Annotated in this window: 30 protein-coding genes and 1 tRNA gene; 27 read left to right on the top strand and 4 right to left on the bottom strand. The window is 58.2% G+C overall.

The features are described from left to right. Positions 1 to 14: 14 nt before the first annotated feature. The 15 genes from Mal65_RS25750 to Mal65_RS25815 all read left to right on the top strand — a co-directional run bounded on the left by Mal65_RS25750 (position 15) and on the right by Mal65_RS25815 (position 11,677). A complete protein-coding gene (locus Mal65_RS25750) occupies positions 15 to 1,430 on the top strand; it encodes a sulfatase-like hydrolase/transferase (protein ID WP_145304319.1) in 1,416 nt (471 codons plus the stop codon). 122 nt (positions 1,431 to 1,552) lie between these two features. Beyond that, complete coding sequence (locus tag Mal65_RS25755; RefSeq protein WP_145304321.1) at positions 1,553 to 2,233, top strand: GNAT family N-acetyltransferase; 681 nt, start codon at positions 1,553 to 1,555, stop codon at positions 2,231 to 2,233. A gap of 161 nt (positions 2,234 to 2,394) precedes the next feature. Next, on the top strand, positions 2,395 to 2,814 hold the full coding sequence (locus Mal65_RS25760; RefSeq protein ID WP_145304323.1) for a hypothetical protein: 420 nt from the start codon (positions 2,395 to 2,397) through the stop codon (positions 2,812 to 2,814). Positions 2,815 to 2,875: 61 nt separating this feature from the next. Continuing rightward, on the top strand, positions 2,876 to 3,097 hold the full coding sequence (locus Mal65_RS25765; RefSeq protein ID WP_145304325.1) for a hypothetical protein: 222 nt from the start codon (positions 2,876 to 2,878) through the stop codon (positions 3,095 to 3,097). A gap of 678 nt (positions 3,098 to 3,775) precedes the next feature. Continuing rightward, complete coding sequence (locus Mal65_RS25770; protein ID WP_145304327.1) at positions 3,776 to 4,012, top strand: helix-turn-helix domain-containing protein; 237 nt, start codon at positions 3,776 to 3,778, stop codon at positions 4,010 to 4,012. Between the two features lie 126 nt (positions 4,013 to 4,138). After that, on the top strand, positions 4,139 to 5,137 hold the full coding sequence (locus Mal65_RS25775) for a bifunctional DNA primase/polymerase (protein ID WP_165701542.1): 999 nt from the start codon (positions 4,139 to 4,141) through the stop codon (positions 5,135 to 5,137). Beyond that, entirely contained in the window at positions 5,134 to 6,603 is a 1,470-nt protein-coding gene (locus tag Mal65_RS25780; protein WP_145304331.1) for a YfjI family protein, read from the top strand. The genes Mal65_RS25775 and Mal65_RS25780 overlap by 4 nt, the downstream gene beginning before the upstream one ends. 189 nt (positions 6,604 to 6,792) lie before the next feature. Continuing rightward, positions 6,793 to 7,056, top strand: coding sequence for a hypothetical protein (locus Mal65_RS25785; protein WP_145304333.1), 264 nt, complete (start codon positions 6,793 to 6,795; stop codon positions 7,054 to 7,056). Then, the gene (locus Mal65_RS25790) at positions 7,053 to 7,265 is read left to right on the top strand and encodes a hypothetical protein (RefSeq protein ID WP_145304334.1); all 213 of its coding nucleotides are present in this window, start codon (positions 7,053 to 7,055) and stop codon (positions 7,263 to 7,265) included. The genes Mal65_RS25785 and Mal65_RS25790 overlap by 4 nt, the downstream gene beginning before the upstream one ends. A 252-nt stretch (positions 7,266 to 7,517) precedes the next feature. Continuing rightward, the gene (locus Mal65_RS25795; protein ID WP_145304336.1) at positions 7,518 to 7,994 is read left to right on the top strand and encodes a hypothetical protein; all 477 of its coding nucleotides are present in this window, start codon (positions 7,518 to 7,520) and stop codon (positions 7,992 to 7,994) included. Next, a complete protein-coding gene (locus Mal65_RS25800) occupies positions 7,954 to 8,328 on the top strand; it encodes a hypothetical protein (protein ID WP_145304338.1) in 375 nt (124 codons plus the stop codon). The genes Mal65_RS25795 and Mal65_RS25800 overlap by 41 nt, the downstream gene beginning before the upstream one ends. Further along, positions 8,325 to 9,077 carry a hypothetical protein gene (locus tag Mal65_RS25805; protein ID WP_145304340.1) on the top strand — a complete coding sequence of 251 codons (753 nt, stop codon included), beginning with the start codon at positions 8,325 to 8,327 and terminating at the stop codon, positions 9,075 to 9,077. Before Mal65_RS25800 ends, Mal65_RS25805 begins: the two co-directional genes overlap by 4 nt. Before the next feature lie 916 nt (positions 9,078 to 9,993). Further along, on the top strand, positions 9,994 to 10,164 hold the full coding sequence (locus Mal65_RS26755; RefSeq protein WP_165701543.1) for a hypothetical protein: 171 nt from the start codon (positions 9,994 to 9,996) through the stop codon (positions 10,162 to 10,164). 4 nt (positions 10,165 to 10,168) lie between these two features. Further along, entirely contained in the window at positions 10,169 to 10,471 is a 303-nt protein-coding gene (locus Mal65_RS25810) for a hypothetical protein (protein WP_145304342.1), read from the top strand. Positions 10,472 to 10,588: 117 nt separating this feature from the next. Then, positions 10,589 to 11,677, top strand: a complete 1,089-nt coding sequence (locus Mal65_RS25815; RefSeq protein ID WP_165701544.1) for a tyrosine-type recombinase/integrase — start codon at positions 10,589 to 10,591, stop codon at positions 11,675 to 11,677. 70 nt (positions 11,678 to 11,747) lie between these two features. Here Mal65_RS25815 and Mal65_RS25820 read toward each other — a convergent pair. Together Mal65_RS25820 and Mal65_RS26760 are read right to left on the bottom strand one after the other, a co-directional pair. Further along, a tRNA-Leu gene (locus tag Mal65_RS25820) sits at positions 11,748 to 11,833 on the bottom strand. Positions 11,834 to 11,961: 128 nt separating this feature from the next. Beyond that, a complete protein-coding gene (locus Mal65_RS26760) occupies positions 11,962 to 12,345 on the bottom strand; it encodes a tyrosine-type recombinase/integrase (protein ID WP_165701545.1) in 384 nt (127 codons plus the stop codon). Between the two features lie 6 nt (positions 12,346 to 12,351). On the opposite strand from Mal65_RS26760, the gene Mal65_RS26765 reads away from it, so the two are divergent. The 3 genes from Mal65_RS26765 (at position 12,352) to Mal65_RS26770 (ending at position 15,608) form a co-directional block, all read left to right on the top strand. Continuing rightward, entirely contained in the window at positions 12,352 to 12,753 is a 402-nt protein-coding gene (locus Mal65_RS26765; protein WP_165701546.1) for a hypothetical protein, read from the top strand. Then, a complete protein-coding gene (locus Mal65_RS25830) occupies positions 12,750 to 13,865 on the top strand; it encodes a hypothetical protein (protein WP_145304347.1) in 1,116 nt (371 codons plus the stop codon). The genes Mal65_RS26765 and Mal65_RS25830 overlap by 4 nt, the downstream gene beginning before the upstream one ends. A 513-nt stretch (positions 13,866 to 14,378) precedes the next feature. After that, positions 14,379 to 15,608 (top strand): hypothetical protein, encoded by a 1,230-nt coding sequence (locus Mal65_RS26770; protein ID WP_165701547.1) that lies wholly within the window; start codon positions 14,379 to 14,381, stop codon positions 15,606 to 15,608. A 361-nt stretch (positions 15,609 to 15,969) separates the two neighbouring features. Here Mal65_RS26770 and Mal65_RS25840 read toward each other — a convergent pair whose 3' ends face one another. Continuing rightward, on the bottom strand, positions 15,970 to 16,431 hold the full coding sequence (locus Mal65_RS25840; protein WP_145304351.1) for a hypothetical protein: 462 nt from the start codon (positions 16,429 to 16,431) through the stop codon (positions 15,970 to 15,972). Positions 16,432 to 17,208: 777 nt separating this feature from the next. Here Mal65_RS25840 and Mal65_RS25845 point away from each other — a divergent pair. The 4 genes from Mal65_RS25845 to Mal65_RS25860 all read left to right on the top strand — a co-directional run bounded on the left by Mal65_RS25845 (position 17,209) and on the right by Mal65_RS25860 (position 20,485). Next, entirely contained in the window at positions 17,209 to 17,904 is a 696-nt protein-coding gene (locus tag Mal65_RS25845) for a hypothetical protein (RefSeq protein WP_145304352.1), read from the top strand. Then, the gene (locus Mal65_RS25850) at positions 17,901 to 18,482 is read left to right on the top strand and encodes a hypothetical protein (protein ID WP_145304354.1); all 582 of its coding nucleotides are present in this window, start codon (positions 17,901 to 17,903) and stop codon (positions 18,480 to 18,482) included. Before Mal65_RS25845 ends, Mal65_RS25850 begins: the two co-directional genes overlap by 4 nt. Continuing rightward, positions 18,460 to 19,578 carry an MBL fold metallo-hydrolase gene (locus Mal65_RS25855; protein WP_145304356.1) on the top strand — a complete coding sequence of 373 codons (1,119 nt, stop codon included), beginning with the start codon at positions 18,460 to 18,462 and terminating at the stop codon, positions 19,576 to 19,578. Before Mal65_RS25850 ends, Mal65_RS25855 begins: the two co-directional genes overlap by 23 nt. A 508-nt stretch (positions 19,579 to 20,086) precedes the next feature. After that, positions 20,087 to 20,485 (top strand): hypothetical protein, encoded by a 399-nt coding sequence (locus Mal65_RS25860; RefSeq protein ID WP_145304358.1) that lies wholly within the window; start codon positions 20,087 to 20,089, stop codon positions 20,483 to 20,485. Here the strand turns inward: Mal65_RS25860 and Mal65_RS25865 are convergent. Then, positions 20,479 to 21,075, bottom strand: a complete 597-nt coding sequence (locus Mal65_RS25865) for a hypothetical protein (protein ID WP_145304360.1) — start codon at positions 21,073 to 21,075, stop codon at positions 20,479 to 20,481. The genes Mal65_RS25860 and Mal65_RS25865 overlap by 7 nt on opposite strands. A 153-nt stretch (positions 21,076 to 21,228) precedes the next feature. Here Mal65_RS25865 and Mal65_RS25870 point away from each other — a divergent pair, with 153 nt between their 5' ends. The 5 genes from Mal65_RS25870 (at position 21,229) to Mal65_RS25890 (ending at position 25,013) form a co-directional block, all read left to right on the top strand. Continuing rightward, positions 21,229 to 21,465: a helix-turn-helix domain-containing protein gene (locus tag Mal65_RS25870; protein WP_145304362.1), complete on the top strand. Its 237-nt coding sequence runs from the start codon at positions 21,229 to 21,231 to the stop codon at positions 21,463 to 21,465. Positions 21,466 to 21,527: 62 nt separating this feature from the next. After that, positions 21,528 to 22,124 (top strand): hypothetical protein, encoded by a 597-nt coding sequence (locus Mal65_RS25875; protein ID WP_145304364.1) that lies wholly within the window; start codon positions 21,528 to 21,530, stop codon positions 22,122 to 22,124. A gap of 61 nt (positions 22,125 to 22,185) precedes the next feature. After that, the gene (locus Mal65_RS25880; protein WP_145304366.1) at positions 22,186 to 23,103 is read left to right on the top strand and encodes a trypsin-like serine peptidase; all 918 of its coding nucleotides are present in this window, start codon (positions 22,186 to 22,188) and stop codon (positions 23,101 to 23,103) included. A 112-nt stretch (positions 23,104 to 23,215) separates the two neighbouring features. Next, complete coding sequence (locus tag Mal65_RS25885) at positions 23,216 to 23,479, top strand: hypothetical protein (protein WP_145304368.1); 264 nt, start codon at positions 23,216 to 23,218, stop codon at positions 23,477 to 23,479. A 52-nt stretch (positions 23,480 to 23,531) separates the two neighbouring features. Then, complete coding sequence (locus Mal65_RS25890; RefSeq protein ID WP_145304370.1) at positions 23,532 to 25,013, top strand: hypothetical protein; 1,482 nt, start codon at positions 23,532 to 23,534, stop codon at positions 25,011 to 25,013. The last annotated feature ends 2 nt before the right edge of the window (positions 25,014 to 25,015 follow it).

The following is a 25,015-nucleotide window of genomic DNA, read 5'->3' on the forward strand; positions in this document are numbered from 1 at the left end:
ATCATTGACATCCCATGCGAAAAGTCATTCTCGTTGCATCGTGCATGCTTTGCCTAGCCGGTGCCGCCACCGCCGACGATCGTCCCAACATCATGATCATCCTGGCCGATGATCTGGGCTACGGTGACATCAGTCTGCACGGATGCACCGACATTCCCACGCCCAACATCGATTCGATCGCCCACCAAGGCGTCCGCTTTACCAACGGGTATTCTTCTCATCCCTATTGCAGCCCCATGCGTGCGGGACTGATGACCGGGCGTTATCAACACCGTTTCGGCTATACCAAGAACGTCGCCTATGATCCCCATAACGCGGTGCTGGGATTGCCCACAACCCAGACCACGATCGCCCGGCGTTTGCACGATGCAGGCTACGCCACCGGGATGGTCGGCAAGTGGCACTTGGGCGCCCACGCAAACTTCCATCCACGCAATCGCGGCTTTGATGACTTCTTCGGCTTCCTGGGCGGCGGTCACGATTACTTCGTCGTCGACACCACACGGCCGCTACGCGAAAACTACCAAGCCCCGTTGGATAAAAACGGTGTCGGCACCGGTCTGGATCAATACCTGACCACCGAATTGACCGACCATGCGTTGAAGTTCATCGATGATCATGCGGATCATCCGTTCTTCATGTATGTCGCCTACAACGCGCCCCACACACCGCTGCAGGCTCCCGACGAAAAGCTGGAACAATTCGCGTCGATCACCGCCAAGAAACGCCGCACCTACGCCGCCATGGTGTCATCGATGGACGACCAAATCGGTCGTTTGCTCCGGCGTCTGGACAGGCACGACTTGTCCGAAAACACGGTGGTGTTTTTTCTCAGTGATAACGGCGGACCTGAAAACGCCAACGCGTCGGACAATGGCCCCCTGCGTGGACAGAAAGGCGACGTTCACGAAGGCGGCATCCGTGTCCCATTCTTGATGCGATACCCGGCGGCGATCCAACCGGGAACCGTAATCGACACGCCCGTCATTTCCCTGGACGTCAGCACCACGGCGTTGGCCGTCACCGGTGCTGATCAAGACGCCACACTGGATGGCGTCAACCTGATCGATCGATTGACCGGCAAAGCCCCCTTCGATTCCCAACGCGAACTGTTCTGGTTATCGGCGACCGATCCCAAGACCGGCAAGATGGCGGTGCGCCGCGGCGCGATCAAACTGTCACGCTTCGACGGCAAAGCCCACTTGTACAACTTGGACGACGATCTGGGCGAAACCAATGATCGGTTCGAACAAGACACAGCGACGGCCCAATCGCTGAATCATGCTTTCGGCGCATGGTCTTCGCAAAACCAACCCACGATCTTCCCCAGCTACAGCGCCTACCATCGCTTGTTGAAAGAGTTTCATGAATCCGTCAAAGCATCCACGATGCGGTCCGAACCACCACCCAAGGAATTGATTGCCCCGTAGGACTCCATTGGATCGGCGGTACCATTCTTCCGATGTGGATTCGCGCGGCCGCCCCAGCCGCGTCGACGCAATGTCGCACCACCCATCCAGTTGCTTGAACCTGTGACGCATATCTTCAAAGAATGGAACGTTTTCAATCGCCATTCATTCGGGGCACGGACATGACGGATCAGACAAGGAACCCGACCCCAGGACGCCCGCACACCACCGACCGAATTCACGTCCACTGGTCACCCCAACCGGTGCGGATGCCCGACGGACGTCCCGGCCATGTGCGATCGTTGATGCCCAGCGATCGTGACGCTTTGGTGCAGGGGTTGCAAAGCCTGTCGACGCAAAGCCGCGTCCGCCGATTCTTCTTCGACAAACGTTCGTTTACCAACGACCAGTTGTTTCAGCTGACGCACCCCGACGGGTTTCAGCAAATCGCGTTCGCGCTGGAAGTCCTCGATGATTCGGTGAATCAGATGGTGCCCATCGCGGTGGCCCGAATGATCCGCGATCCCGATCGAATGCGGACCGCCGACTTGGGGATCGTCGTTGTCGATCAGTGGCAAAATCGCGGCGCCGGAACACTGTTGTTGCGTTCCCTAGCCGCCGCGTCTTTGCGTGTGGGCATCAACCGTTGGCAGGCGACCGCCCTGGCCGACAATCCATCGATCGCCGCAGTGTTGCGCAAGACCACGCATATCGAACGCCGCCGGATCGATCCCTCCGGCGTCGCGTGGTTTCGCTGCCGAATCCTCCCCGAAGCGATCGCCCCACGCCGTGCGCCCCGTTCCGAATTGTCCACCGCCGTCTAATCGGACTGCGTCACTCCCCGCTACCCGCTACCCGCTACCTTCAACCCATCGGTGTCGGATCGGCCGCCTCTTTGACCATTTTGCGAATAGAACCGTCGTCCGCCGAACCGCCTTTGAACAATTCCGTTGACCGGCCCGGGCTGACCTTCTAACGTAAAGTAATGCTCCCACTTCGCAGCATCATCGCGTTCGTCCTCGCCGCGGCTCTGGCGTTCCCGCCCGCCGTGATGGCGTCGTGCTGTTGTGACCAGACCATCACGGTAAGCCATCCCGTGGCGTCGCCGTCGTGCTGCTGTGGTTCGACGTCGGCCGCATCAGCCGCGGACGATCTTTGCGAATTGGACGGCCACCGCCATGACGGGAGCGATCCTTCATCCTGTGCGTGTCTCAGCCGTGTCGATTCTCGCGCCATCGTCACGGCCAACGTCGACCGGCCCGACTCGGTTGCCGTCGCCCTGCTGTCTTATCCGGCTTCGGAATCCGCCGACCCTGCTTTCTCGGTCCGTCGGGAACGCACCGTCGACCGGCCAGTTCCCAGCCACAACCAGCGGCAATCTCAACTCAGCGTTTGGTTGAAATAAGAACTCCGACTGACTTTCGTTTTTGTTTCAAATTGTTCTGTCTGTTTGGAGTTTTTATCGGATGATCAAGAATCTCATGATTGGTGCCGTTCTGGCCGGTGCCCTGGCCACCGCCCCCTTCGCCCTGAACGCATCGACGACGCAAGCCAACGCGGCCTGCGAATGCTGTGGCGACAGTTGCTCGTGTCAAAACTGTCGGTGTGATGCCGCCGGTTGTGCCTGTGACGACGGCGGGCCTTGTGCCTGCGAAGCCGCCTGCTGCACCACGTGCTGCGACGACTGATCCGGGCGGATCGGCGAAGAAGCTGAATTTCCAAACGGGCCGCCGGGTGATCCATCGGGCGGCCCGTTTCTTTTTGCCGTCCGCGCAATCGGACCATGCGCCGTGAGCGGGCCAAGACCAAAGAAAAAACGAAGAAGCCCAGCATGCCCGGGGCGGGACTCGAGCGAATCGAGATCCACGCCGCAAATCACGGCATTTTTCAAGGTTACTCTGAACCGCTGGCACGCAAAGCGGCACAAAAACGCCGTGAAAATCTGAATCGCACCGCCGGAACGCACGGTCTGAAAAAGCATTCGGAACCAAACGGCACCGGAACACCGAAGGACGGTTTTGCGGTTTCATGCCTGACCAATGCGAGCATGGGGTACCATCCTCGCATGGATGCATGAAGATGCACCAAGCGGCGTGAAACCACCAAGCACGCTGAGTTGTGTTTGACCGGCCATCCGCCGATCTGCACAATCCGAGAAACGAAAAACGCACCGGCGGCAACCGATGCGTCTTCGTGGATTGGAATGGATTTTTGGCAGCCACCGAAGCGGCAACTTCGGTGACCGCCGTTTTGCAACCATGTCGATGGGACACAGAAACAGCACCCGCATTCTTAACTACGGCCAAGCTGGTCGCAAGATGGAAAGCGGGATCTGCCCCCATCGGCAGCATTCAACGGAACCCCGAATGTCTGTCGTCACAGAATCCGCCAGGATTGGCGAGAACGTCCGCGTCGTGGACTTGGAGCCGCTAACGGTCAACAGCCGGAAAGCCGCCCAGCTACTCGACATCAGCCCACGCAAACTGCAAGACCTGACGTGGCCACGCGGCCCGATCAAGTCGGTCAAGATCGGACGGGTGCATAGCTACCCGGTCGAACACTTGCGGCAGTATCTACGGGACTTGGCGGCCAAAACCGCCTGATTCAGCCAACGAAAAACGCCCGCCGGGGAAAACCTCGAGCGGGCGTTTGATCGTTTCATGCCGCTGAACTTGGGAGGCGAAGCGGCATTTTCACAACAAGGAAGACATCAGCCAGGAGCGACGGCGATGACTGCGACCATTATACAGCGGGCCAAGCCCGCATCAAACCCAACCGTTGCCGGTCTGGCGTGTGACTACATCGCCAACGGTATCTCTGTTTTTCCGATTCGACTGGACGGATCCAAAGCCCCGGCGATACCGACGTGGGATCCGTTCAAAGAACGCATCGCGACGATTGATGAAGTCTGCGACCTGTTCCGGCACCCTCGAGGAATCGCGGTCGTCTGCGGTGTCGTCTCCGGCGGGCTTGAAGTCCTGGACTTTGACGAAGAAGCCGACGACACGTTCGACGCATGGAAACGGAATCTTACGCCTGAGATTCGCGGGCGTTTGTGTGTCGTCGAAACCGGCGGCTTTGGGTATCACGTCTTATACCGCTGCACAGTCATTTGCGGGAATAAGAAGATCGCGATGACGGCCGACAAAAAGGTGTTGGTCGAATCGAGAGGCGAAGGCGGCTATATCGTTGGCGTGGGGTCACCGCTGAAAGTCCACGCATCAGGGCAGCCATACGTCCAAGTCGCGGGCGAACCATTGCCACACGTACCAACGTTCACACCGGAGGAACGCAAGACGATGTGGACGGCGGCGGCATCACTGGACCGCCGACGGGATGCGATGAAAGCGTATGTGGACAAGCGTGTTCGCGAATTGAAGCCGCGAAAACTTTATATCCCCAAGTCCAACACCCCGTGGGACGACTTCGAGGCCCGCGCGTCGTGGCATGACGTGTTGGAGCCGCACGGGTGGGAATCACACGACGGGCGGAACTGGTGCCGTCCTGGTGCGGATCAATACAAGACGTCCGCCGTTGTGCGTGACAGAGAAACCACTGGCGAAGTGTTGGTCGTGTTTTCCACCAATGCGGGAGCACTGGCACCGACCACGGGCGGCCACCGCAACTTGTCAAAGTTTGAAGCGTTCACCGAGCTTTCGCACGGTGGCGATCGGAGCAAGGCAGCGAAGGAATTATTCCAAAAAGGTTACGGGAGGAACCAAAAATGAAAATGCCAGCACTGAACGGACAAATCCGAGTTGATGACGTACCGCCCCAATTTGAACGAGAAGACATCGAAGCGGCAGCGGTCGACGAACTGAAGGCCGATTCACCGGACCTGCACACCGACGAATACCAAGCGTTTCCAGCGTGGTGTCTCCCCGAACCGTTCGACGTGTTCGTCGATGAGGGAGCCAAGTCGATCGGATGTGATGAATCTTATATTGCACTACCGCTATTGAGTTGTGCGGGTGCGGCGATCGGTAATACATGCCGACTGACAATGAAGTCGGGATACCACGCACCGCCGGCGATCTGGTGCATGATTATCGGCGATTCAGGAACCAAGAAGTCGCCAGCGTTCAAACTGGCGAATCGGTCTTATAAGCGGCACCACAACCGCATGATTGATGAGAACCGACAAGCCCGCGATGTGTACACAGCCGAGCTTGCAGAGTACGAGGCAAGCAAAAAGTCTAAGGGTGCGGCGCTGGAAAAGCCGATTGAACCTATCCCGAATCGGTGCATGACCACCGACGCGACGGTCGAATCGCTGGCTCCGATCCTTAGTTGCAATCCACGCGGCTTGTTGGTGGCGAAGGATGAGCTATCGGGATGGTTCGGCGGACTGAACCAATACAAGAATGCCGCCGGATCTGACGAAGCCCATTATCTGAGCATGTTTGATGGCGATTCGATGACCGTCGATCGCAAGGCGGATTGGCAATGTCCGATCCATGTTGAGTCTGCCCTGGTGTCGATCGCCGGCGGCATTCAACCGGGCGTCTTGGCCAGAGCACTTGGCAAGGCACACCGCGAGTCAGGCATGGCCGCACGGTTCTTGCTGGCACAGCCGCCGAAGCGCGTCTCCGACTGGTCGTGGGATGACGAACTATCGGCGGCGGTTTTGTCGTTGGTCGACGAAGTGTTCGACGGTCTGTTCGGGATCCAATTTCAGGACGAAGACAACACCCCTCACTTTCTGAGTTTGGCCAAGGACGCCCGGCAGCGATGGAAGGACTACCACGACGCCCACCAGCAAGAGCAAGTGGATCTGTCAGGTGCGATCGCGGCGGCTTGGTCAAAACTGCTGGGGTACGTCCCACGCTTGGCCCTGGTGATTCACGTTGTCACCCAAATCCACAACGGCGACCCGATCACCGAGCCAGTCACCGACGACGCCCTGCAACGTGCGATCCGGCTTGTGGAGTGGTTCAAGCGTGAAGCCGGTCGACTGTATGCCACCATCGACGACACGGACGAGCAGCGGGAGCTGCGGGATCTGGCCGCGTGGATCAAACGGAAGCACGGAGGCGAGTGTACGCCGCGCCAAATCGTCCAAGGTGTCCGGCGGATCAAGACCGTGGATGAGGCAGAGAAGATGTGCATCGAACTGGTCCGCATGAATCTGGCGACCCGCGAATCGGTGAAGCCGCAAAAGGGTCCCGTGCGGACGATCTTTCGCATGACGTGAATCTGTCGACGCCCGTCTACACGTAAACGTCTACGGCTAGAACGCCGTGAAAAGCGGGTATTCGTAGACGGCGGGCGTCAACGGGAAGAAGGAGCCAAAGAGGCGTCTACGAATAAGCCTAAAACGCCGTGTTTTAAGCGTAGACGTTGACTGTAGACACGAGCGTCAACGGAAAACGGAGTTCGAGAAATGACCACACCCATGTCCCTGATCGGCGACCGTGGCCAACGTCTGCTATGCGGTCGCCTGACCGAAACCTTGGAACGCGGCCAAGTGGTGGTGCTGACCAAGCCAACGCCGACGACGTTCAAGTTGATGGCGGTCGACACCAGTAGCGTCGATCAATTGGCGTCGTTCCTGTCCGCCGACGAAGCCGAAGCGAACAGCCTTGCACACGCGGTTGCCAAGGCGATGAGGAAACCGAAACGCCGATCACGGAGGAAAGCCAAGTGACCAAGAAACGCAAACGACCCGGACGCACCAAGATCGACCCCAACGTCGTCGAGCTGTTGCCAATCGAGCATCCCGCCGGCGGGACCATGCGGCTTGGCCGAACGCGAAAACGAATCGAGCGGGACACGCTTGTCCAACTGGAAACCGACGAACACGGCCGCGTCTGGGTCCGTGTCTGTCCTGAGGACACACTGCGGGAACGCTACTGATGCGAGCCTTGGACACCTGCCCCAAGTGCCACAAAGGCACGATGCGACGGCAGAGCACGCGCACGGTCGGACGATGGCGGACGCGGTACTTTCGGTGCGATGCCTGCGGGCATCATGGCAAGGCATCGAACGCGGTCGATGAGCGCGGCAGAGATATTTTGAGGCCAGTTATCCAAACGGGTAAGTCGCCCGTCGAATGTCCGCACTGTGGCTGTAGCATTCTGGCATCACACCCCACGGAGTAGATGCAAAATGAGTCAAGCAAAAGACCTGCGGACGCTTCGGCGAATGTTTCCACGCATGACATCCGACCGACTGGTTCAAGCCATCGAACGCGGCAAGACCGTCAAAGCCATCGCCGCCGATGAACAAAAACGCCTGATCGCCGAAAACGACCAGTTGTCGGAAACCATCGCCGAGCTTGAAAAACGAATCGAAACGTTGACCGCCGAGCGTGAACAGCAAGACGCCGACGAAGCCGAGCGGACCGCACCGGCGGCGAAGGCGAAAGCACGAGGCAACAAGCCGATCGCATTCGCCAGCGGCACCCGTCCGAATCTGGTCGATACGCATTCGTTACGCGGTCGGTGGAAAGCACTGGTCGACGATCTTGTAAGCCAGGGCATGACACGAGCCAAAGCCGTGAGCCGCGCGAACCGGGCCTATCCTGAGCTGCGGGAACTGGCGGTTGACGAAGCCAACAGCCGACGCGGTGGCCGTCGTGGATAAGTTCTATGTCGTCCTGCCGACCGGTCGAGAGTTCATCACAGCCGCCGGGAGCCACGCTGAGGCCGTCGCGGTGTTTTGCTTGGTTGAAGTCGTCAACAAAGCGAGCCAGTACACCGACGGACCGCCGGCGGACTTGTGGTCAGGCTACTGGGTCCACCGTGGCCGAGCGTCCAGGGCCACAACGGTCCGACTGGCCAGTGCGATGCAGTTTTTGGACCGAAGCGATTGGCAACTACTTAACAGCGGACTGGAACTGAATGTCCCACCGCACACGTTTCGCGAACACTGCGACGAACTAATCCGACTGACCGCAAAGCACGAGGCCAAACAATGACCCAAACCGAAACGAAGTCCAAGCTTGAAGCCGCTGAGGAGATCCTAAAGATGGTCGCATCGTCCGGCGGCGAATTGACGTTCGAGCAACGTGTCGAATGCTGCAATGCTCTCGGGTGCACCGAGAAGGAACTGGACAGAGAGATTCGCCGGTTCGGTCGCATCGTCCAGCAACGCAAGGTGGCCGGCACCCGCCAGGATCGCAACAAACAAGACGAAGAAGTCCGCCGACTGTTCAAGGTGCGAGAGAAACGCTCCCCCGAACTGGAAAAGCAAATCGCCGACCTACAATCCGAGTTGGCCAAGATTGAACAAGACCACCGGCTTGCGGCGAAACGAGCCGAAGAAATGGAAGCGGCGGTCGATAACTTGCGGTCGCTGGCACCCAAGTGGCGCGTCGCGGAGTTCAACCAACGCAAACGAGCGGCGACCAAAAAGTACCGGGAACCGGCATTGCGTGCGGCGACCGAATGCGACCGCATCGAAGCTTGCCAGAACTTGGTTGTCGACGACGGCCAGAAGTGCATCGACTTCATCGGCACAATCGAACACACCACCGGCCAGAAGTTCATTCAACGTCGTGGGTTTGGCCAGCGATCTACGGTCGACCGTTCGGCATGGCAGGCCTACATCGACGAGCAGGTGGCACGCATTCCAAAACTCGAAGAAATCCACGGGGAGAACCTGGACGCGTACAACGATGCGATTGATGCCGCCGAGGCGGAATGTCTGGACGTCTACGTCGACTGACCCCACCCCCGCTGATTGTCTCCCGCCCCGTGTTTCTAACCTTTTCCACGGGGCTGGGCTTGGCCGGACCACTGTTAGTCGCTTTCCAGTGGTCCGGCTTTTTTTGTGTCCTCACCGAACGTGCGACAATGGCGAGCCGATGCGATGCACCACCCCCCTACCCGCCTTTGGGTCCTTCCTGCGGACAGGTGAGAAATGCGGTCAACAAAATCGCGATGCTCGCCATAAAAATTCCGGCGCTTTCAATCCCGTGGGGGATCAGGGGGTCGGTACGCGCAGACACAGCCGGGGGTGGCCTCAAAGTCGGTTCGCATCGGTGACGACCGCCCGTGTTCCGCTTCCGTTTCCACGGCCAGCAGAATCAGATTTTTAAGTTGCCAGGTTGGCAACTTAATCGCTGGCGACGAAGAAGCACGGCGGACGTTTCCACTCCGAGTCCCCAATTGGGGATTCAAATGTTGGCAGCAATGTCACCACGACCACCGATCCCGGCGGTCGTTTCCACTGCCGTCCGTCGACTCCACCATGGTGGAGTCGGACCAGTCGCCACGACCACCGGACCCACCGGTCGCTTCCACCCCTGCCGACATCGACGCGGCATTTCCCGGCGGTCTGACGGCGGTTTGCACTTTGTTGGAATCCACAATTGGGGAGTCACGTTTCCGGGACTCCGGAATTCCGGAGTCGGTGCGGACTGTCCAAGCTGGCCAGTCGCCGCCCCCCGGGCGACTCCACCATGGTGGAGTCCGCAATTGTGGAGTCGGCCACCCCTGGACTTGCGGCGGACCGTCCGGCCACGTTCTAATCGGGAGGGCCTAGGCGACGGTTGATCCCCGTTTCCGAACCGCCGGCATCCACACCGGCTTGGCCCGTTCATTTTGTGGAATCCCAAACGCAGCTTGTGGAGGTTAGCGTCATGGTTGTGCAATTCACCGCCACCGATCCGTTGGTGTTTTCGCCCGCGTCGATGTTGGCCGGACTGGCGTGGGTGGGTCTGTTTAGCTTGGTACGGAATTGCCGGGCTATTGTTCTGTTCTTGGCCAAGGCGTATCAGGATCACGCCAGCGGTCGCGAGTATTGGGGGTGAGGCGATGAATTACCAAACAGTGAATATCTTTGTTTGCGAAGTCACTGGCGAAGCAAGCACCGAGCACGTCAACATGGCCGGGATCCGCCAAGAGATTGACGGCCGGGGTGACTACGCCCACGAAGCCGTGATTCTGTCCGAGTTCACCAAGTTGGAGTCCGGCGCGCCGGAGCCGATCGCGTGGAAGTGGACCGACCCGACCGAAAACGGACGTTTCGTTTTCGATGAATCAGACGTGGCAGAAATCGCCAGAGAGGATCCCAACCTCTTGGTCCGCGTCTACATAGTCGACGCGGCGCGGGGGTGAGTGATGGCCACAATACGAAAAGAGCCAAACGGTTTTAAGTCGATCCTTCTTGTCTGTCCCGACAAGAAGCGGCGGACCATCCGGCTCGGGAAGATGCACCTACGGACCGCTGAGAAGGTGAAGACCAAGATCGAAGGCATTGCGGCAAACTTTGCTGCTGGCGTCGATCTGGATCCACAGCAGGCGGAATGGTTGCGGTCGATCGACGGCAAACTGCATGAGCGGATCGCGAAGTGCGGAATCATCAAACCGCGATTGAACACCACACTGTCGGCGTGGCTGAATCGTTATATGAAAACCCACGATGTGAAGGATTCGACGAAGCGGTCGCTAGAACGTGCGAAGGACAATCTTATCGATTACTTCGGCGCGGACCGTCAGATTCGGACCATCAGCAGCCACCACGCGACGGAGTGGCGGCACTGGTTGAAAACCGAAGGCAATCAACGCGGCAGTAAGAAAGCCACCAAGCCGCTGGCAGAGAATACGGTCCGCCGGCGGACGGGACGCGCGAAACAGTTTTTCGATGCGGCCAAGCGTGCTGGTCTGATTGAAGCAAATCCGTTCGACGGATTGAAACGCACCACGACCGAGAACAAAGCCCGCCAGTTTTTCGTCGAGCAAGACGTTATCGAACAGTGCATCGACCACGCACCCAACCAGGACTGGCGGACCATCCTTGCACTGGTCCGCTATGCCGGGATCCGTGCACCAAGCGAACTTGTCCGTCTCCGATGGGAGGATGTGAATCTGCCCGACCGCCGTTTGACGATCAGGGCCACCAAAACCGAGCACCTGAGCCACAACGGCGTGCGTGTCTGTCCGATCTTCCCCGAACTGTTCACGCACCTGGACCAAGCGTGGGAAGCCGCACCGGACGGAGCCGAGTTTGTGATTCAGCGGGCGGAGTATCGCCAGCCGGGAACGAATCTCGGAACGACGTTTCGGAAGATCATCGAGCGTGCGGGCTACGCACCATGGCCAAAGCTTTTTACGAACTGTCGGGCGTCCCGTGAGACCGAACTGGTCGACCGATACCCGATCAAGGATGTGTCGTCGTGGCTCGGAAACAGTAAGCCGGTCGCGATGAAGCACTACCTGATGGCTCGGGACAGCGTGTTCGCGAGAGCGATTCAGGAACCGACGGCAACACTCGAAAAACCAACCGGCACAGAAACCGGCACAGCACCGAGCAGCAAGCACTAGCACCGAAACCCCGAAACACCCTAAAATACGGACGTTTTACGTAAACCAATGGTCCCAGAATAGCCACAGATGCCCGGGGCGGGACTCGAACCCGCAAGGCCGTAACCGGCCGGGGGATTTTAAATCCCCTGTGTCTGCCAATTCCACCACCCGGGCTGGGTGCGTAAATCACGGTGTTTTTGGCCGTTTGGCCCCGTAATTTACGTGTTTTCTGATTTTTCGTTTGTGTCGCGAATGTGCCACTCGTTGCCGTCCGTTGACACGCTGCGCGCTCACAAAAGCGCTCACACGGCAAGCCAGTGATCCAGCCGTCCGACCGCTTCGGGTTCGGATCCTGGGAACAGGTGGCCGTAGGTGTCCATCGTCAACGTGATCGTCTTGTGACGCATGATGGTCTGCACAGTTTTGACGTGTGCCCCTCGCATTGCCAACCAGGCTCCGCACGTGTGCCGAAGCGAATGGAAATCGAAAATCTCGTCGGCGTCGTTCTTGTCTTTCAGGAAATCACTCTCGGCATCTTCTTCGGATGCGTCTGGTCTGGATAGCCAAGCCTCCCGTGCCGCGGCAAGATCGGACCGGACCATGTCGGCCATGCCGTACTCATTCGGCAAGTCGAAGAAGACGGCTCGGCTGTGGGGGCCGAGCGAGCCCACGCGAAACCGCGTCACCCCGGCGTGATCTTGTCTTTCGAAAGCGACTCGGCCGGCGGTCTGTCGTTCCCCTGTGATTCTTGCGATCTGTGGCAACACAACGTCCGCTCGATCGCTTTGGCAATGCAGGCGTTGCGGGCCGTCGATCGCTACGGCGTCACCCGTCGTGCCGAACAGTATCGCGGCTGGGCCAGGTTGCCGGCACCGCGCGGTGATGATGATGCACCTTGGCCGGTACCGACGACGATCGGTGAAGCTCGCATCGTGGTATCCGAGGCGACCGAACAGTTCGGCAAGTCGGACGCGGATCTGCTGCGGATCGCCAAAGACGCTCGCGTGCGGAACCATCCGGACCACGGCGGTGACGGACGCTTGTTTCGTGTCTTCAACGCGGCGGTGGACTTGTTGGCGAAGGTGGCGGCATGAGTGACGACCGGCCTCTGATCACCGCGGCCGAAGAACGGACGGCGGAGATCCATGCGCGGTGCGTGACGGTCGAACGGGCTTGTCGTGCGATTGGCTTCACGGCCGACAGCAGCCATGAACGGATCGCGACGCTGATCGCTCGGGTCGCGGGCTTGCGAACGTTGCGGCGGACGATCGCGGAGATCGCCGCGGATGACCAGGTCGGCTGTAGCGAACGCCAGGTCCGCCGGGCGATGGATGAACTGGTGGAGTTCGGGATCATCGAGCGGACGGCCGAGGATCCGCCGAAGGTGCGACGACGTGGGCGGACGCCGGTGGTTTGGCTGTTGGGGCTGCGTTGGGACTTCCTGCACCAGACGGTGGCCGAGGCGGCCCAGGCGGAAGCAATCTCGCGCGGCGATGTCGTCGAAAACAGGCCTTCCGAACCGGTCGAAATCGACGATTCCGATTTACGGACATTTGACCGGCGTGGTCCGGACATCAAGGCGGCGTCCTGCGGACATTTGACGGACATCGGGCGGACATTTGACCGGCATCGGCCAAAACACTCTTTATGTCCAAACCCTATTCCCCATTCCCCTGGTCCCCAGTCCCTTTCCAAAGCCGATGTGGACTTGGACGTGGACCATTCACGGAGTCAGGGCCAGCGGATCCGACCCGGACCTGACCGGCCGCCGGATTCACCAGCGCCTGAGCCACCAGTGACCGTGACCCGTCAGGCGACCGAGCCGACGGCGTTGCGGCTGATGGCCGCGCTGCGGCATCCGGCGGGAAACGTGCGAACGGTGTGGCAGGTGGCGGCGGCGTTCGACGCGGGTCTGATCAGCGAGTTTGCGATCGCCGACGCGGCCCGTGCGGCGGTGCTGATGCGAGCCGGTGATCGTGTGGCGTACTTCCGCACGACGCTGGCCGAACGCTGTGAGACGGACTTGGCGGGCCTGGCACAGCTGCTCCGCCGGGTCCGGATGACGGGCGGCTTTCCGACGTCACCGCCCAAGCGTCCCGAACATCCTCGGCCGACGATGCGATCAGCCGGCGAAGACCCACGCGTGCCGGTTCACGACCGGCAACGGGAACTTGCCACGCAGTTGGCGGCGGAGCTGGGGCGATGACGGAACGTGAGTTGAAACAGATGCGATCGTTACTGATGAAAGCCAGCGACCCAGATCGCTACGCCGCGAGAATCCAATACATCGACGCCGACGGCAAAGTGACGGATCGCATTGTCAGTCCGATACGCATGACCACACCCACAACCGTCCGTGCCCTCTGCCTCCACAGGCAGGAGGTCCGCCAGTTTTGTCTGGCATCCATCCGGACGATTGAACTCGTACCCGCGCATGAGGTGTTGATGACACACAGTCGGAAAACATCCTGTTCTTAAGACCTAAACATTCGACTCACAAAACTCAACCTTTTTGATACAGCCGGCCGTTCTCCATCTGAATTCGCCATTCGAACATCCGCCGTCTCGCTGTTTCGACTGTTCACCGATCCCGTGTCGGCCCGGCGAAATTTGCGCCCAAGAATTTTGTTGCGGCACCCTACCAACGGCCGTACGTTTGCCCCCTGTGGCGGAGTGTAGGTAACACCCGCTGAGCTTTCTCTTTTCAAAGGGCATTTCAATGAAACGTTGGGCATGGGGCACACTTTTGGCGTTCTTCGCCTTGGGGCAGTGTCAACTTGGGGCTCGGGAAGTTCCAGCCGAGAACTATTTCCGAACGACGGACCAGGATGTCAACATTCAACCGCGTGCGGGCGATGTGGTCGTTTTCGACGAGGCCAGAAACAGCCAGTACTTTTTGAATGGACGCAACCTAAACATCGTTGCGGCAACCATTAAAGTGATCGGCAACGCAAGAATCTCGAGCTTCCAATCAGAAGCAACCGGGAGCAACGGGCAAGGCTCCGACGGATCCCACGCAGCCGACTACGGCGACAGTCCACACTGTCGAAACGGCTCAAATGGTCGTTCCGGTGGACAAGGTGGTGATGGCCCGGAAGGGAATAGTGGTGCGTCGGGTCCAGCGATCTACTTGCATATTGGGACAATCACCGGTCGTGGTTTGCTTCACATCGACGCGAAGGGTCAAAAAGGTGGAAAGGGCGGACTGGGCGGCACCGGTGGCCGTGGTGGACGAGGGGCACGTGGTGGTGATTCCGAAAGCAACCTTTTTGATTGCGCTTGTGGTGGCGGCGACGGAGGTGACGGTGGCTCGGGGGGCCAGGGGGGACGCGGTGGCCGAGGCGGTGTCGGTGGATCCGGCGGCATCATTTCGCTGACTCAGAACACCGTTCGTGTCGAACAGCGGTTGTCGTTGAACGTCGATGGAGGTCCTGGTGGGAACGGCGGGACCGGTGGCACCGGTGGGCCTGGTGGCGAAGCCGGAGGTATGGGCCGTGGAAGCCGCAACTGTGGCGGCGGTCGCACCGGAAGCGATGGCCCATCAGGTTCAACGGGACCAACCGGATCAGCGGGCCGACGCGGCGAAGGTGGTGACATCGTCCGGCTTCCTGTTGATATTCCTTTCCCGGAAATGGTCACCGATCGTCCTTTGGGCGGCGGAGACCCGGTCGTCTTTTCTGCGCCCGAGGCGCCGCCCGTCGCTAGGATTTCGCGTACCGTTGATTCGTCCACATCCGCGTCTGGATTCGGGAACGACTCGTCAGACTACTCGGAAGACTACGGCCACTACGCGCCAAGTCCGGACCATGCAACGGATGGTGGCGAAAGCCCGGATTCGGGCTCGGCATCCATGAATCTTGAAGAAGCCCGGGAACTTGAAGCCACGTTGGTTCGAATCCGTGATTTGTTAAACGAAATCCGAGATCTCCGCGGCAGCGCGCTCAAGTAGTTCATTTCAGTCGCGATGTACATCACACGACGAGCGGTGTTCTGATTGGCAGAACGCCGCTCGTTTGCGTTAGGCATCATCTCGATGTCGATCACAGCAGCCGGTAAGGACTGACATCGAGATTAGTCACCCAGCGATAAATATCGCCTCGGGGATCATTCCGGATTCTGCGCTGGCATAGCCAATCGGTCCGAATCCGAAGGACTGCAGAGCGATACTGGTGGCGCCCGACAAAATTGCCAACACCGATGCAAAAAGACAGAAGGCAAAAAGTGGATTGCCGACCATGTGTTGTTTCCCAATCCTTTCGTTGGAGCTGCCATGAGTCGCGACAATGAAGACGGTGAACCAACGACCAAGATCAATTGACCCTGCGGTGTTGTTTCCAATCGATCTTCGTCTCTTTTTCGTCGCTGCTCCGAGTCACAATCAATGAGGTACAGGTATTGCGCGTGATCACCAAGACAGTCGCCAACTCAAAAGATCGCTCATCAGATTGATCAATCCATACCGACCGACCTCCCTTAGAAATCGGCCAAGTTGCTTCCGTACGTTCGCTGGTGTCGTTCGCAAGTTTCTCCCGATAGTACGCAACGACTTCACTAACGGATGCATCGGTGGCCATCTTGAACTGTCCTTTGACCGACGGTTGCGTCCGCTCTCCATCGCTGCCAAGCATTTCGCCGTCCGAAAGTTCGGCAGATATGAAAGTCGATCCAGGAAACGTCCAATGGGAAACGAGTCCCACCAGAGTCGGCTCACCTGAATCCGCAGATCTGCCAGGAAACACGTGCAAACACAGCAGCACGCCGATCACGGTCAACGGTCTCATGTGGGTCAACTCCTCGGAGAAATGCGGCCTGAGTAGCTAATCGTTCAACGATCAGACGCCGACAATCTTAATTGCGAAGGCGGAAAAAGTTTGCCGAGCTCAAACGTCTACCCAGCGACTGCGGCCACATAAACATCGTAGGGTACGACAAAAACGGTGGGCAGAGTCGGGAACGCGACGCCAACCGGATCCGAGACGCCAACGGCAAGGTGACTGATCGCATTGTCAGTACCATACGCATGGCCACACCCACAACTGTCCGTGCCCTCTGCCTCCAAAGGGAGGGGGTCCGCCAATTCCGCTTGGCATCGATCCAGACGATTGAACTGGTCCCGGCGCATGAGGTGTTGGTTGGCGAAAAGCCCGCGGACCGCCTGTAGTCGCTCGCCAATCTTCGATCGAGACTCCAATTCATTTCGCCGGTGTCGGCCACCGGAGCACTTCCAGGTTGACCTCGCCTTTACCGGATCCGCGTCAAAATGACCACCAATTCCCTGTTTTTCGCCGATCTACTTTGGTCTCGCCCGCGTCACAACCTCCGTCCAACAAGCCGTTGAATTCGCCATCACCGGTGCCATTCGCCTCGGCACATTCGCCTACGGCGGCGACACCATTTGGCGAATCCGGGGTGCGAAATGACGCAAACACTTCTGGATTCATGACGTTCACCTTGCGAAAAGCCGATAAAACCTCGTATCTGCTAAAGTTCTCGCCCGATTGACGATTCGGAAGCGGAGACCAAAATGAGACGTCAAGGAAGCATAATTAATGCCAGCGGTGCAACGAGAACCAGAGCAACAAGTCTTTTCAGTGGTGATCCTCGGAAATTTCAACCCGAAGATCTTTCATCCACTGTGGTATGCGCAGAATCAACTGATCGCCGAGCAAGAGATCGACGAGGCTGACGATGTCTTGAGTAGTTCCGAAGTGTCGATGTTCAACTGGCACGGAATCCACTTCCAAATCGAACAGCATCGTTTCGGATTGACGACCAAAGATGCAGCTCAAGTACCTCAATTGCGAGACTTGGCCATTGGGTCGTTTTCGCTTCTTGAGCACACGCCGCTCTCGGCAATAGGGTTTAACTTGGAGAGCCGATTCCAGCTTCCGAGTCGAGATGCTTGGAATTCGGTTGGGGATCGTCTGGCACCGAAGGACCAGTGGCAGAGTATACTTGAGGATCCCGGAATGCTCAGTGTTGCGATGCTTGGAAAGCGAAAGGACTGCTCAGCAGATCGGATTTCGATTCGTGTCGCACCTGCCAATGGATTGGAGAATGGTGTCGTCGTGAGCATCAACCAGCATTATGATATCGAAACGGAACAGTGTATCTCTATCGCAGATCGAAACAACGAAGTCATGAGAGCTCTCAAAGACGATTGGAAATCATTCCGCTACTATGCGGAGTCGACTGCCTTTAGCTTGGCATGCGACGGTATCGAGCAAGCGGGAACAGGATCATGAACCTCCTGCTTATTGAAAGAAGCTCACTAGAAACGAATTCACATGTTCGTGAATCAATATCGGAGCCCGAGACGAAGCGATTGCGTAAGGGTGACTGGTGGTTTTTGGAGTCGTCAACACTTCCTGAGAACGCCTCCACAAACGGGGCAGAGCCAGACACCGAAAAATCAACCACGCCCCATTCGGAGGCAGCTCCTAAAACTGTTCGCCCCGTGAGCAAGGACGTTGGAATTGTGACCTTGGATGGCGATCGTAAGGTTTTGCTCCAGCAATGGGAATGCGTCGTACTGGAACGTCAACACGATGTCGTGTGTTGCGACTTGTACGACTTAACCGATGAGTCGAATCCAGTCGAATACGCGGAGGTCTTGCTGAGTGAGTTTAATACCTGGGACTTGCCCTTGCTGGTCGAAGGGGCTGTGTTTTACTGGAGCCTTGGGCACTTGAGACGGCAGACGGGCCAAGTTAAACGTTTCACTGAATTTCGTTTGCGCCGCATGCCCAAGTTAGGCCAAGCGAAACGAAATGAAATTACACGGAAGGTCAAGAATCTAAGTGGACTTTTGCTCGGACAATAGCATCTCGTTTGTTCCTCCTAAAGCGGATGAATTCGAGCTTGCGATTTTCGGACCAGGCGTGGGTGAGTGCATTTTGATGCACCTGGGAGATGGTAACTGGTTCGTCATTGACTCGTGCCGTTTCCCACGCTCGAAAACACCTGCTGCCATTGCTTACCTTGAAAAGCTAAAAATCAATCCGTCGTCAGCGATTCAAAGCATTTTGGCGACTCATTGGCATGATGATCATGTAAATGGATTGGCTGACATTGTTCGTCGATGTCCTCAGGCAACTTTTGCGATGTCAGCAGCGTTGGAGCAAAAACAGTTTTTTCAGCTCGTCTATGAAGCCAACGAAAGCAACAAGCTCGTTGAAGCGAGTTCGACGGCTAGTGAGTTTGCGGACATACTCGACCATTTCGCGGAGACGGGAAGAGGAATCGTTGCCCCTGGTGTTTTTGCTTCCGAGGGAACGATCCTTTACTTAGGCGGCGTCGATGAGTCGGTCCGCGTTCAAGCATTGAGCCCATCGAGTGCAGCCATTACAAGCTGCAAGACGGATGTCGTTGCCAAACTGATGACGAATAGCACGACTCGGTGTTTTCGCCGTTTCGATCCGAACGATTTGTCGGTCGCGGTCCAAGTCTCGACACCAGGTCTCGATCTTCTCCTAAAAGCTGATTTGGAAAACTCGGATAGTAAGCAACTTGGCTGGCAAGCGGTGCTTTCGTCGAAGGTCCGTACGAAACGAACAAGTCAGCTTGTAAAGGTCGGGCATCATGGGTCAGTGAATGCCCACAACGACGATGCCTGGAGTTCGATGGTCGCTCCCAATCCACTAGCAGTAGTTACACCTTATTCTCGCCTGGCAGATCCTCTTCCACGCGAGTACGACATTCAGCGAATTAAGTCATTGACCAACCAGCTATACGTGACGACTTGGCCGCCTTCGAGTCGGCCGCCTCGGCGACGCGGCGTTGATTCAGATGTCGGGAGTGCAACTAAGGTTCGTCGCGCACGTCATCGTGAACCCGGATTCGTTCGTGTTCGGTTCTCGATTAAGCAAACACCGTCGACGCCGACAATCGAATTTTATGGCTCTGCAAAACAGCTGTAGTTCGAGCTAGCAGGTGTCGCAGACCTCATCGCCAGAAGGCATTAAAATCATGAGGCAATGATATGATCGGCACGTTGCAACTGTTTGATTTTGATGGGCCTTTGAAGAATAAATGGGGAGCGGGGCGATTTACGACGCGGACGGCCGTCTTTCAATTTCCTTCTTGCCTCGGCAGTGCTCCGGTGGCCGACGCCGGATTGGCTTAGGCCGAGGATGACGCCCAAGTTTCAGGTTCTTCCCTCCCGGGGGCTTGTTCTTACCGCACACGAAGATACCGGGAGGGGAGAGAGTGTTTGTTTCGCGCAGGGGACTTGGTCCGACCTCCGGCGATCGCCGATACCGACCACCGCTGCGCGGACGGCCGGCAACGGCAATCGCCTTCGGCTGTGTTGGCTGTCCGGCCGGCGACGCCAGTCGACCCCAAAGCTGGCCGACTCGCGTCGCCGGCCGGGGGAGATAAAATGGGACCGCATTGCATCCGAACGCAAAAACAGGGGCGTCCCACCTGATGAAGTTTTCGATCCGCTCGCTGCTGATTGCAGCCTTTGTTGTCGCTGCATTGATCGCGGTATCGCACACCGCGGCGATCAAACTTGATCGGCGGATTGAAGACCTAGAGCAACAGCGGATGTTGGCTTCTCGGAAAGCACGTGAGGCGGATCACTGGCTGAAATCGTTGGAGCGTTTCACGTCATTCAGTGACGCTCGATTCAGCAGTGCGCTAGAGATGATTGCTAAGGAGGCAGACATTGACGCCCAAAAAGATGCGGCCCAACAAGCCTTCGCTTTGATGGGCCGCAAGGGATTGGCGGAAGAAGAAGTCCGGCAACTGGACGAAAAGATTGAATCGCTGTCGCGGATGCGACGATTCTTGCCAACGATTCCCGTCAGCAATCAACTTCAGTAGCCGTAGTACTCGCCAAGATAGATGGCTGCGACGGTGTCAATTTGCGTGTTTGCCGCTTGGACCCATGACAACCGATCCAGGATCGTATTGCTTGGCGGTGCATTCGGATTCGCATCACCGATTGCATCCATTTGGGCTTCGACGCTGGCGGCAGCCGCGATGGCATTGTCGTATTTCACGATCGCCGCTGAGTATTGCGACTGGTTGAGCAGGTTGTTTCCCTGGTCAATTAGGTTTTCCACCTCGTCCAAATCGGACTGTAGATTCTCTAGGCTCTGGGCATACGAATGATTGTCTGAAGACCAAGCACTAGCCGTGCTGAGAAGGTTTCGTCCCTCCGAATCGGTCAGGCTTGAAAACTCGGACGCTGGCACACCTCGAACATCCACCCAATAATCTTTGCCGATCCGAACTCCTCCCAAGTGACTTTGGTTTTGATCAGCCGCGCTGATCATCTCCTGTTGACGGTTGCCTGCCGAATAGGAGTCATCCATCGCCTCCGATTTCTTGGCGTGTGCAGTGTTGCTGTTCGCGTGGACTGAGGTTGCGCATGCGGCAATGATCGCCAACGCCATCCATAGATTTCGCATTGTCTTGTCTCTCCAATGTTCCTTTGAATCTGAACCGAAGCATTCGGTCCTTGCCGCGAAAGGTAGGGAGGGTAAGAATCGATCGAAGGGGAATTCTTATAGGTTCCGAAAGTGCCGGAACGTCCGTTTTCGCCAAGGGATTTGTGAAGATCGATGGATGATCAATACGTGCTGTTGACGTTTCAGGACGCCGCCAACCTGGCCGGTGTCAGTCGGACCACGATTCGAAAATGGGTCGATCATGCCGGACTGGATGCGGTGAAGATGCCCGCGTCGGCCAATCGTCGCATCCGACGATCCGCGTTAATTCAGTTCCTGAACAACTTGGAAGAAGCGGACAAAACGGAAGCTCCGGAACTTATGAGATTTAACCCTCAGCGAGCGATTTGAATTCCTAGGATTCCGGCGTTGAACCTGTTCGTTCTTCGCAACATCTTCCAACGGAATCCAACATGCGATCTCTGCTCGTTTGCGGCCTGCTGGTCGCCCTGTCTGTTTGCACGTCCGTCGACGCGTCCGCTCAAGGACTGCTTCGCCGAATCTTTCAACCGCGACAGTCCGCGGTGTGCACCGGCCCCAACTGTGCCACCCCGACAGCCGTCACGCCGGCCTATTCGGCGCCCGTGGTCACGTCGTCCGCACCGGTCGTGATCTCCAACCCGCCGGTCATCGCCCCGCCCGTTGTCTTCGATGCGCCCGTCGCCGAAGTCCGGCGGGTGTCAACGGATCCCGATCTGACCGTCGACGAAACGGCGTCCAGCTTTCGGCGTTCGTTGATCCAAGCAACGCGGCAAGCGGCACGCTCCGGCGAGATCACGTTTGCCGACGCACTGAAGATCCGCGTCGCGTTGTTCTCTCCGGCGTTCTGTGATGCGGCCGAGGACCTGTGTGTGACTCAGATGGCTTTCAGTGGCCAGGCCGAAGGCGTGTTGCCCATGACGCCCGACGGTGTGATCGAGCGAGCTTCGATCGACTGGGACGGCTTCGCTTCGTTCTTGGAAAGGATCGTCCCGATCATCTTGCAGCTGATCTCTCTGTTCGGCGGCTGATCCGATCCCGCGTTCTTTCATCCCAGCTCAAGCATCACCACACAGCCCCCTTTTTCAAACCATGACTCAGACAGCCACCGCGCCCCAAGAGACCGGCTTTTCCGACGAGCCCTTTGGTCCGTCCAGCCGAGCGATCTGTAAGGTGACCAACGGCAACACGTGCGGATCCGGAACCCTGGTCGGAAAGCGAAACGGCAAATCGCTGATCCTGACCAACGCCCACGTCGCCGGCACCCGCATCGGCAAGACGATGCGTTGCTACTTTCCCGAGATCGATCGGACGATCACCGCACGCGTCATCATGGCCGGTTACAGCAACCGCGTGATGATGGACTGGGCGGTGTTGGAAGCCGAAGAGATCGTTCCGCTGCCGCATACCAAACTGCGCAACGAAGTCCCCGAAGGCGAACACTACACCGGCGGGTACCCTCGTTGCCGCGGCCCGTACTATCAACGGCTCCGCACGACTCGGATCACCCACAACGGCACCGTGTGGCGTTGGCAGCCGGTCAGCATCGGCGGCCAGTCCGGCAGCGGTGTTCATTCCTTTGCCAACGACCTTCTGTACGGCTTATTGACCTGGTCCTGGGGCGGCGACGGTGCCGGCCAGACGTGTCGATCGATCTGGCTGCAGTACGCCAACCGTGCGGAGATCGGTTTCGCCAAGCCGGCCGATTTGGTCGAGCTGAACGAGAACCGGGCGGCCGACCTGGAGGAAGGATTCTTCGCCGAAGCCGACATCACGACGTTGCCGATCTGGGATCACCTGGACGATGGGGACGACGATGATGACGACGGCGACGGTGACAGCCAGCCGTCACCCTGCCCCGAGTTTGCCGCGAAGGTGTTGAAGCAGGCCGAGACGATGCAGCGTGAAGCGGCCGACCTGGCCGAGATCGCTCGCAAGTACCAGTCCTGTGACGACTGCGAGGGCGGCGACGACGACCAGAACGACACCGGCCCGTTGTTCGGTCTGTGATGCGTCTGCTTTCGATCAATGTGACGCCGCTGGTGGTGCTTGTTCTGGCATTCTTGCTGGGATGCCTCACCTGCGGCTTTGCCCTGGGGCTGAAATGAACTCCGAAGTCTTCATGAACGCACTTCTCCAAGTCCCATCACTTGGAGTGGTGGTGTACCTGGTCATTCACTTCCTGGCCTACTTGCGATCGGCCCGAGCGGACGAACGGGAGTTCATGGCGGGGTTGGTGAAGGACCAGAGCGAGATCATGGATCGCAACACACGTGCGCTTCAGCAGACCTATGAAATGCTGAACGAAACGCGGGAGACACTGGCTCAAACCCGCCTGGTGATCGAACAGCATTGCCGCGACCACCCCGCCGGCGATGAGGGGTGAGGGCGTCGGCATTCGAACATGAGACCGTAACGATCGCGAGAGGCATTCGAAAATGGCAGTCACCACCGAATTGATCGAAGGCAATCGGAGCATCGCATCCGAGATCGTCAATGGCAGCGGGCCGTTTGTGCTCGCGATGATCGGGGATTCCTTGCAAGCCCGGCAAGGGATCACTGAGGTTCGGGCTTGGTCATCCTTTGGGATCGCTTCACTGTTTGCGGACATCCCCGGCAGCTACTGGCAGTATCCGGTCGACATCGCTGGCGTCTGCGATTCGGCTCCGGCGTCGCCGAATCACGCGGGCTTTGATGCCAAGATTGGCGGCGGCGGTGGGAGCGACTTTGATGTCGCGTGTCTGCAATACGTCGACATCAGCGGTGGAACCACACCGGCCGAAGTCGACATCTTGTCGAATCGCGCCTATAGCGGTTCGTTCCGACCGCGAGAGAACGATCAGAACGTGGTGACCTACGAGACGCCCAACGAGATCAAAGCTCTCTTGGGCTACGACTGGCTTGCCGATGCATTGGCCGCCGGCGACGTGCTGGTCGATTTCTACGTGTACCGACATCCCGACGGGCCGCAAACGCCAGAGTTTTTCTTCCAGGCGAGGCAAGGGGCGACGACTGCGATCACGGCCCCGAGCACCACGGTCAGCGGCTATGCGGCCACGCCGGGGTGGGAACGTGTCACGTGCACGATCCCGCAATCGACCGTCCTGGCTGCCGACACGGCAATCTCGGTCAATCTCCGACTCAGTGGCAGCGTCGATTTTTCGTCGGACGCAGGGACGACCTTTATCTTTTCGTCGTTCATCGGCATTCGCTCATCATTGCCCGGCGTCGGCCTGGTCAACTTCGGTGTCGGCGGATCGAACATTCAACAGTGGTCAGACCTTCCCGCCGATGCATACAGTTTGATGGATGCGATGGGGTGCACTCACTTCGTGCATCAGATCGGTACCAACCCAGTCGGTGGCTACAACACGCCGGAAACCTTCCGCGACGCAGTGATCGCACAGATTGCCAAGGCACCGTCAGCGACGCGGCACATCTTTGTCCCGCAGCACACCGTGCAAGGATTTTCCCCGGCTGGCGGCGAAGTGGATGAAGCCTACTACGTGGAAGGCTACTCACAAGTTGTCGACGCCCAACCTCAACATTTGCTGCTCAACAGGTTTCGATTGTTGCCGCCATATGAAGCGATGGCGGATTATCTGCCTGACGGCACGCACCATCTGGACGATTTCATTCCGGCCAATGCGTTGGCGATGATCACACTGTTAAGGCAAGCATCCGAGCAGCACGTCACGGCCGCGACGCTTGTGTCCGCGATCAACGCCGATGCGACTCAGCAGGCGTTGCAGGCCGCCGCCGATCAAGCCGCGGCGATCACCGAGGACGACGGGGCCGGCGGGCGTCGCTTGAAAACGGCCGCGGCCAAGGATGCCGTGCGTGGGTCGCTGGCTGGCCGCTGGACCAATCAAGGCACCGGAGCCGACTTCGATGACATTTCGATAGGAGACATCCCGTAATT

Origin of the sequence: Crateriforma conspicua (assembly GCF_007752935.1) — a bacterium.
GTDB classification, from domain to species: Bacteria; Planctomycetota; Planctomycetia; order Pirellulales; family Pirellulaceae; genus Crateriforma; species Crateriforma conspicua.

Coding starts and splice junctions, on each gene's coding strand:
- Mal65_RS25750 (WP_145304319.1), top strand. CDS start 15: ATGCGAAAAGTCATTCTCGTTGCATCGTGCATGCTTTGCCTAGCCGGT.
- Mal65_RS25755 (WP_145304321.1), top strand. CDS start 1,553: ATGGAACGTTTTCAATCGCCATTCATTCGGGGCACGGACATGACGGAT.
- Mal65_RS25760 (WP_145304323.1), top strand. CDS start 2,395: ATGCTCCCACTTCGCAGCATCATCGCGTTCGTCCTCGCCGCGGCTCTG.
- Mal65_RS25765 (WP_145304325.1), top strand. CDS start 2,876: ATGATCAAGAATCTCATGATTGGTGCCGTTCTGGCCGGTGCCCTGGCC.
- Mal65_RS25770 (WP_145304327.1), top strand. CDS start 3,776: ATGTCTGTCGTCACAGAATCCGCCAGGATTGGCGAGAACGTCCGCGTC.
- Mal65_RS25775 (WP_165701542.1), top strand. CDS start 4,139: ATGACTGCGACCATTATACAGCGGGCCAAGCCCGCATCAAACCCAACC.
- Mal65_RS25780 (WP_145304331.1), top strand. CDS start 5,134: ATGAAAATGCCAGCACTGAACGGACAAATCCGAGTTGATGACGTACCG.
- Mal65_RS25785 (WP_145304333.1), top strand. CDS start 6,793: ATGACCACACCCATGTCCCTGATCGGCGACCGTGGCCAACGTCTGCTA.
- Mal65_RS25795 (WP_145304336.1), top strand. CDS start 7,518: ATGAGTCAAGCAAAAGACCTGCGGACGCTTCGGCGAATGTTTCCACGC.
- Mal65_RS25805 (WP_145304340.1), top strand. CDS start 8,325: ATGACCCAAACCGAAACGAAGTCCAAGCTTGAAGCCGCTGAGGAGATC.
- Mal65_RS26755 (WP_165701543.1), top strand. CDS start 9,994: ATGGTTGTGCAATTCACCGCCACCGATCCGTTGGTGTTTTCGCCCGCG.
- Mal65_RS25810 (WP_145304342.1), top strand. CDS start 10,169: ATGAATTACCAAACAGTGAATATCTTTGTTTGCGAAGTCACTGGCGAA.
- Mal65_RS25830 (WP_145304347.1), top strand. CDS start 12,750: ATGAGTGACGACCGGCCTCTGATCACCGCGGCCGAAGAACGGACGGCG.
- Mal65_RS26770 (WP_165701547.1), top strand. CDS start 14,379: ATGAAACGTTGGGCATGGGGCACACTTTTGGCGTTCTTCGCCTTGGGG.
- Mal65_RS25845 (WP_145304352.1), top strand. CDS start 17,209: ATGCCAGCGGTGCAACGAGAACCAGAGCAACAAGTCTTTTCAGTGGTG.
- Mal65_RS25850 (WP_145304354.1), top strand. CDS start 17,901: ATGAACCTCCTGCTTATTGAAAGAAGCTCACTAGAAACGAATTCACAT.
- Mal65_RS25860 (WP_145304358.1), top strand. CDS start 20,087: ATGAAGTTTTCGATCCGCTCGCTGCTGATTGCAGCCTTTGTTGTCGCT.
- Mal65_RS25865 (WP_145304360.1), bottom strand. CDS start 21,075: ATGCGAAATCTATGGATGGCGTTGGCGATCATTGCCGCATGCGCAACC.
- Mal65_RS25870 (WP_145304362.1), top strand. CDS start 21,229: ATGGATGATCAATACGTGCTGTTGACGTTTCAGGACGCCGCCAACCTG.
- Mal65_RS25875 (WP_145304364.1), top strand. CDS start 21,528: ATGCGATCTCTGCTCGTTTGCGGCCTGCTGGTCGCCCTGTCTGTTTGC.
- Mal65_RS25880 (WP_145304366.1), top strand. CDS start 22,186: ATGACTCAGACAGCCACCGCGCCCCAAGAGACCGGCTTTTCCGACGAG.
- Mal65_RS25885 (WP_145304368.1), top strand. CDS start 23,216: ATGAACGCACTTCTCCAAGTCCCATCACTTGGAGTGGTGGTGTACCTG.
- Mal65_RS25890 (WP_145304370.1), top strand. CDS start 23,532: ATGGCAGTCACCACCGAATTGATCGAAGGCAATCGGAGCATCGCATCC.